The following is a 6321-nucleotide window of genomic DNA, read 5'->3' as shown; positions in this document are numbered from 1 at the left end:
GACGTAGACATCACCACCCCCACCCAACGCCCCGACCTTCACGACCCCACCAACTAACGCAACGGGGACGCCCCTACGCGCGCACCTCCGTCGCGTGCTCGCCGGCCGCTCCCACCGACCCAAGCGTGCGCGCCTTGCCCGAACCGCAGTGAGTCAATTCGCGCGGAGTGCCTCGACGAAGTCGTGGAGCAGGGGCTCGGACGGGTAGCGCGAGCGTAGCCCCTGGTTGAGTTCGTTGGTGATCATCCGGAGGTGGACTCGGCTCTGGCGGCCGGCCCGGAGGGCGTTCAGGGCGAGGTCGACCGCCTGGTCCAGGTCGCCTTCGCGAGCGGCTGTGAAGCCCGGGGTCAAGCGGCGCTTCGAGATCCGCATCGGGCTGAGGTCGGTGCCGTCCGGCGCGAGGTTGTCCTCGATGACCGTCAGGGCGAGAGCACGCGCTCTCTCGTTGCAACGCGAACCACGCGTTCATCTCATGGCCCCCACCGACGATCTCCTGATGCCCAGCCTCGACGCCGAGCTGTACGGCCGCCGTACGGGAAGCCTCAGCAGCCGCCCGCAACCCGAGGTCGTACTCGACATGTCCGGCCAGCAGCGCTGGCCAACCATCAGCAACCAGCAACTCTCGATGAGCGTGCAGACCGGTCGGAAGGCGCTGCAGGTCGCGTTTCACCCGCAGCAGGGTTCGGCTGCCGCGAGGCGGGTCCACTGCGGGACAGGGCGGCCGTCTTTCTGCCACCAGGTGGCGGTGGGGTGCTGGGGCCAGCCGGGTGGAGAGTCCTCCCAGGACTCCTGGCGGCCGTAGGCGGTGAGGTCGAGGAGGTGCGCCTGGAGCATGATGGTTTCGACGCCGCGGCCGACTGTCTCGTTCGTGAGGTACGCGCGGTCGCCGTCGCGGAGGTAGCAGGCGATGTTGCCGGGTTCGTCGATCAGGCCGGGGCCGACGGCGTCGTCGTCGACGCCGAGCATCGAGTACCACGGCAGCGTGTAGCCCATGAACTCGCGGAACGGCGCGATCTCGTCCCACGGCCCCTCGCAGAAGACCGCGAAGGACACACCGCGGTGGTTCAGGTAGCTGACGTCGTGCACGTCGACGATGCTCGCGGTGCAGCCCACACACTGGCCTTCGATCCCCGCGCCGGGATGCCACATGTGTTTGTAGACGATCAGCTGATCGCGGCCCTCGAAGACGTCCAGGAACGACCTCGGCCCGCCCGGGCCGACCAGAGTCGCGGTGGCGTCGACCTCGGTCATCGGCAGCCGGCGCCGTACGGCGGCGATCGCGTCGCCCTCCCCTGTGTGCGTCTTCTCCCGATCGAGGAGAGTACGGCGCTCGCGGCACCAGGTCTCGCGGTCGACAATCGGCGGCATCGCGGTCATGAGGTTCTCCAGGTGGGCTCGTCGGGGTGTTATGAATACCGACGAGCGACTTGGCGGATCGTCATCGCACTTTCTCGGTGACGGAGGAGGGTTGTGAATGGCGAGCGACGCGGACGAGACGTGGTTCCGGAACGCGTTCGAGGAGTACCGGCGTCCGTTGCACGCCCACTGCTACCGGCTCACGGGGAACGTCGCGGACGCCGACGACCTGGTCCAGGAGACGTTCCTGCGCGGCTGGCGCTCCCGGACCCAGTACGAGGGGCGAGCATCGATCCGGACCTGGCTCTACCGGATCGCCACCAACGTCTACCTCGACCACCGCAAGGCCGCGGCCCGGCGGAGCGTGCCGGTCGGCGACCCGATGGAGTGGTCCACCGACCTCGGCCCGTACCCCGATTCGTTGCTGGACGACGAGCCGCCGGCCGATCTGGCCGCCCGGGAGACCGTGGAGCTCGCGCTGATCGCCGCGCTCATGTACCTGCCACCACGACAGCGGGCCGCCTTCGTCCTGCGGGACATCTCCGGCTGGACCCCGGCGGAGATCGCCGACGGTCTCGACCTCGCCGTACCCGCGGTCAACAGTCTGATCCAGCGTGCCCGGAAGACCCTTCGCCACTACGCGCCGACTGATCCCCGCGACTGGCGCCGGCCGGAGCTGACCAGCGAGGACGAGAAGGTCCTACGCCGGTACGCCGCAGCTACCGACCCCACGAGCTTCCGGGAGTTGCTGGCCGAGGACGTACGCATCACCATGCCGCCGGACCCGCCCGTCGTCGGCCGCGACGGCGCGGCCGAGTTCCTCGGTCGTCCGCTGGACTGGCGCACGTTCCCGTCCGCCGCGAACGGCCGGCCCGCGCTGATCTGCTACCTGCGTCCCCCCGGCAGCGATCGCTACGTCGCCACTGTCGTCGACGTACTCACGATCGAGAACGGCGTGATCGTGGAGAGCAACGCGTTCGTCGGAGCCCACCACGTCGCCGCGTTCGGCCTGCCCGGCAGCCTCGCACCCTGAGCTACTTGCCTTCGGCCACGAAATTCCGCCGTACCCCCACTTTGCACCGCCGCCGCCCCACCCCACGTGAACGAAAGTGCCGATTCGGCGGTTGTGGTGTTGTGGAGTACTCCGCTTTGTGTAGTAGTGTGGTCGGCAGAGCACCGGGAGGGCGGTCTGAGGGGTCCGGCCTCCCGGTGCAGCGAGGAGGGGTTGTGGACACGAGCCAGTTGCTCAAGGGTGTGCTGGATCTTGCGGTGCTCGCCGTGCTGCGGGACGGCGACGGCTACGGGTACGACGTGCTCCGGCGGCTGCGGCAGGCCGGGCTCGAGGATGTGGCGGACGCGTCGGTGTACGGGACGTTGCGGCGGCTGTTCCAGGCCGGCGCGTTGACGTCGTACGTGCAGCCGAGTGAGGAAGGGCCGCACCGCAAGTACTACGGGCTGAACAAGACGGGTCGTGACCTGCTCGCCCAGTCGACCAAGACCTGGAACCACTTCGCCGACACGATGTCGGTGCTGCTGGTGGAAAAGGAGGCCGCGTGAACAGCACCGTGACCGGAGCGGTCGCGATCTACCTCGCCCAGGTGCGGGCCGAGTTGAGCGACCTGCCGTCGGGTGAGCTGGAGGACGTGCTCGAGGACGTCAGCGGTCACCTCACCGAGGTGGCGGCCGAGTTCGAGGCGGAGCCCACCACCGAGGCCCTGCAGGAGCGTCTCGGCACACCGCGGGAGTACGCCGCCGAGCTGCGGACCGCGGCCGGGTATCCACCGCGCACGCAGCCGGTCGCGGATCGCGACGCCGCCCGCAAGGCGCTGCGCTGGGGTCTGGTCGCCGCCACCGCCGGGCCGTTTCTCGTTGCCATCGGCATCTTCTACTGGTCGCACGATGAGACCGTGTTCTTCGGTGTCCTGGGCTTCGCGGTGCTGTTCCTCGCGGCGTACCTCGGGGTCCGCGCGCTGCGCGACAACGACCCGCGGATCGTGCTCGAGGACCCGCGCGGACGGCGCGGCGCGGAGGCTGTCCGCGGCCTGGTCGACCAGATCCCGCCGAACGTCCGCAGCGAACTGGTGACCATCGGCCAGCCGGTGTGGTGGGTCGCCCGCGGCGCGATCGGCGGCGGCGGGTTCTTCGCGCTGTTCGGCGCCGGGGCGGTCGCGGTCGTCGGTGCGGTCGCCGGTGCCGCGGTATCGATCTGGATCGGCCGGAGGACGCAGCAGGACCGCCGCTGGCTCTGGTACGTCGTACCGCTCAACATCGTCGCGGCCGTCGCCGTTCCCGCCTTCCTCTCGGCGGCGTACATGGGCGCCTCGTTCGGCTTCCTGAACGACTACGGCGACTACAGCAGCAGCTCCAGCTACACCCCGGACGGTCTGGTCCTGAACGGTACGCCGGTGTCGAACATCTACCCGTTCGATGCCCAGGGCAAGCAGGTGAGCGTGCGGCTGTACGACCAGGAGGGCAACCCGATCGCGTTGCGGCTGGAGGACTGCGAGGCGAGCTACGGCCGGACCGACCGCGACTCGACCAGCAACGTCGTCCCGCACCGGGTGATCACGGGGGACGAGAGCGGCAACTTCGGCGAGGAGCCGAACTGCAGGGACACCGACAAGGCCCCCTTCGTCCCGCCGCCGGCGCCGGCCACGGCGACGCCGGCCCCGACTCCCACCGGCACCCCGTCCGCGTCGGCAAGCTCTACACCCACGGGCACGACGCCCACGCCCACACCGGCACCCGGGACGACGCCGCGCCCCGCCGTCACCCTGACCGTGCAACCCACTCGCTGAGCACAGTCCGACGTACGGCGCCGACACCGCGGAGGCGTCACACGTGCGCTGCCGCGACCCGGCGATACGTGTAGCCCAGTCGGTCGTAGAGTGCGATGGCGGTCGCGTTGTCGCGGTCGACCATCAGCCCGACCCGCCCGTGCCGCTTCAGCAGCTCGGCGGTCACGAACCCGCACACCTGCCCCGACAACCCCTTGCCCCGGGCACCAGGCCGGGTCGCGACCCCGGCCAGGAAGCCGAACTCCGGTGCACTCCACGCGTCCGCGGCCACGCTCAACAGCTCACCGTCGTCCCCGCTGACCGCGGCCCACCGCCGTACGCCGGAACGCCCGGGCCAGGCGTAGGACGAAGGCGCGGCTTCATTGAGCAGCGCGTCGACCCCGGCGTCACCCTCGAGCCAGGCGGCCGTGGTCGTCACCATCGGCAGCTCGGTCGTGTCCATCCACCCGAATGCGGCCGAGTACGACACCTCCGGCATCCGGTCGGCAAACTCACGGATCAGTTGCTCGTCGCCGAACGGACGGAAGCTCGTCCCGACTTCCGCGAATACCCTGGCCGCGAGCCGCGCGACCGCATCCACCGGCCCGGCGACCGCGAGCCGATCGCGCTTCGACAACTCCGGCGCGGCGACGGCGACCGCGTCCCCGTCGGACCAGGCGCGGACGCCGTGGCGGAGACCCTGTCCGGCCCAGACGATGATCGGATCGCCGGCACTCGCCGTCGCCAACTCGGCGGTCGTCAGAATCTCGCGCACACGTCCCAGTGTCCATCACTCCGCGCGGTGCAGCGCGTACGGGACCAGGTGGTGGTAGCCGCGCACCGATACGCGGCGGAGCCGTCGAAGCCGGTAGTCGGCGTGCCCGTCGAGCGCCGCCGCCAGCTCACGGTCGACCAGGACGCGGCCGGGCTTGCACTCGGAGGTGAGCCGGGACGCGAGGTTGACCACCTCGCCGTACACGTCTCCGAGCCGGATCAGGATGTTGCCGTACGCAAGGCCGATGCGCAGGTCGGGCAGCTCGTCGACCGCGGCGACGGCGTCCTGCAGGGCGAGCGCGACCGCGGCACCCTGCGCGGCGGTGTCGGTGACGAAGAGGACCTCGTCGCCGATCGACTTGATCACCCGGCCGCCGTTCAGCGCGACCACGTCCGCGGCCATCCCCTCGAACCGCTCGATCAGCTGCCCCAGCTCCGCCTCGGAGAGCCGACGGGCCAGCCGGGTGAAGCTGACGATGTCGGCGAACCCGACGGCGCGGATGCCGCGGGCGAGCTCATCGGAGCCGGCTACCGCGCGGCCGCCCGCGGCGGCCAGGTGCCGGCGCCAGACGTACGTCTGCAGCCGTTCCATCGCCGGCAGCAACATCCCGGCCACCTCGATCGCCTCGTCCGCGGACAGCTTCGAGCCGGCCAGGAACTCCAGGAACATCGCCGACTGCCAGGACGCCAGCCGCGACTGCGTCTGGCCGAGCTTGCGGGCCAGCGACGACTCCAGCTCGGGGTCGATGAACCCGTCGTCCTCGAGCGCCACCACCAGCCGCAACGCCTCGACGTCGCCGTCGGTGAACGCCACCTCGTCGTCCGGCACGGTCGCGAAGCCGAGCGCGTGCCACATCCGCTCGGCCCGGGCGATCGAGATCCCGGCCCGCTCGGACACCTCTATCCGGGTGAACTTCCGCTCGCCGCCGAGCAGCGCCTGCTCGAAGTCCCGCTGCATCCCCGCCAACTCGACCGCCGGCCTGGGTTCAGGATCCACCGCGGCGCTCGGCGATGGTGGCGTCGATGGCCTCCCGGAAGGCGGGCAGCCGGGTGGTCAGGTCGTCGAACTTCTCCCGGGTGAAGTGCAGCAGCTGCAGCCGGGACTTCGCCGTCACCGTTGCCGTCCGCAACGTGTTCCGCCGGACCCCCACCTCGCCGGCGATGTCGCCCGGGCCGAGCTCGGCGATCTCCTCGCCCTTCACCCGGACCGCCGCCGTCCCACTGAGGATGAGGTACGCCGCGTCCGGTGGAGTCTGCTCCAGGATCAGCGACCAGCCGGCCGGCACGGAGACCTCCTCGCCGGCCCGGAAGATTTCCCTGATGTCGCGTCCGGACAGATCCGCGAACAGCGGCAGGTCCCGCGGGGATGTCCTACCCAAAGCCACGTCGATCCTCCGAGCCCGCCGGGCCACCC

Annotated in this window: 8 protein-coding genes; 3 read left to right on the top strand and 5 right to left on the bottom strand. The window is 70.5% G+C overall.

Translation table 11 applies throughout. From position 1 onward, the window contains the following. Nucleotides 1-153: 153 nt before the first annotated feature. Together E1218_RS21590 and E1218_RS21585 are read right to left on the bottom strand one after the other, a co-directional pair. On the bottom strand, nt 154-372 hold the full coding sequence (locus E1218_RS21590) for a hypothetical protein (protein ID WP_132322940.1): 219 nt from the start codon (nt 370-372) through the stop codon (nt 154-156). 294 nt (nt 373-666) lie between these two features. Then, a complete protein-coding gene (locus E1218_RS21585) occupies nt 667-1377 on the bottom strand; it encodes a DUF899 family protein (RefSeq protein ID WP_132322938.1) in 711 nt (236 codons plus the stop codon). A 97-nt stretch (nt 1378-1474) separates the two neighbouring features. On the opposite strand from E1218_RS21585, the gene E1218_RS21580 reads away from it, so the two are divergent. The 3 genes from E1218_RS21580 to E1218_RS21570 all read left to right on the top strand — a co-directional run bounded on the left by E1218_RS21580 (nt 1475) and on the right by E1218_RS21570 (nt 4154). Beyond that, complete coding sequence (locus E1218_RS21580) at nt 1475-2389, top strand: RNA polymerase subunit sigma-70 (RefSeq protein ID WP_132322936.1); 915 nt, start codon at nt 1475-1477, stop codon at nt 2387-2389. A 194-nt stretch (nt 2390-2583) separates the two neighbouring features. Then, the gene (locus E1218_RS21575) at nt 2584-2913 is read left to right on the top strand and encodes a PadR family transcriptional regulator (protein WP_132322934.1); all 330 of its coding nucleotides are present in this window, start codon (nt 2584-2586) and stop codon (nt 2911-2913) included. Beyond that, entirely contained in the window at nt 2910-4154 is a 1245-nt protein-coding gene (locus tag E1218_RS21570) for a DUF1700 domain-containing protein (protein ID WP_132322932.1), read from the top strand. The genes E1218_RS21575 and E1218_RS21570 overlap by 4 nt, the downstream gene beginning before the upstream one ends. Before the next feature lie 37 nt (nt 4155-4191). Here E1218_RS21570 and E1218_RS21565 read toward each other — a convergent pair whose 3' ends face one another. The 3 genes from E1218_RS21565 to E1218_RS21555 are packed head-to-tail and all read right to left on the bottom strand — an operon-like array spanning nt 4192 to nt 6292. Then, nucleotides 4192-4908, bottom strand: coding sequence for a GNAT family N-acetyltransferase (locus E1218_RS21565; protein WP_132322930.1), 717 nt, complete (start codon nt 4906-4908; stop codon nt 4192-4194). Nucleotides 4909-4923: 15 nt separating this feature from the next. Further along, nucleotides 4924-5904: an adenylate/guanylate cyclase domain-containing protein gene (locus tag E1218_RS21560; RefSeq protein WP_233712368.1), complete on the bottom strand. Its 981-nt coding sequence runs from the start codon at nt 5902-5904 to the stop codon at nt 4924-4926. After that, nucleotides 5894-6292, bottom strand: coding sequence for a cyclic nucleotide-binding domain-containing protein (locus tag E1218_RS21555; RefSeq protein ID WP_132322928.1), 399 nt, complete (start codon nt 6290-6292; stop codon nt 5894-5896). Before E1218_RS21555 ends, E1218_RS21560 begins: the two co-directional genes overlap by 11 nt. Between the last annotated feature and the right edge of the window lie 29 nt (nt 6293-6321).

Origin of the sequence: Kribbella turkmenica (genome assembly GCF_004348725.1) — a bacterium.
GTDB classification, from domain to species: domain Bacteria; phylum Actinomycetota; class Actinomycetes; order Propionibacteriales; family Kribbellaceae; genus Kribbella; species Kribbella turkmenica.
Note: the sequence above shows the minus strand (reverse complement) of the source record. Positions and strands in the feature narration are given on the sequence as shown.

What these genes read in the sequence shown, in the direction of transcription:
- E1218_RS21585 (WP_132322938.1), bottom strand. Translation starts at nt 1,377, where the DNA reads ATGACCGCGATGCCGCCGATTGTCGACCGCGAGACCTGGTGCCGCGAG.
- E1218_RS21580 (WP_132322936.1), top strand. Translation starts at nt 1,475, where the DNA reads ATGGCGAGCGACGCGGACGAGACGTGGTTCCGGAACGCGTTCGAGGAG.
- E1218_RS21590 (WP_132322940.1), bottom strand. Translation starts at nt 372, where the DNA reads ATGCGGATCTCGAAGCGCCGCTTGACCCCGGGCTTCACAGCCGCTCGC.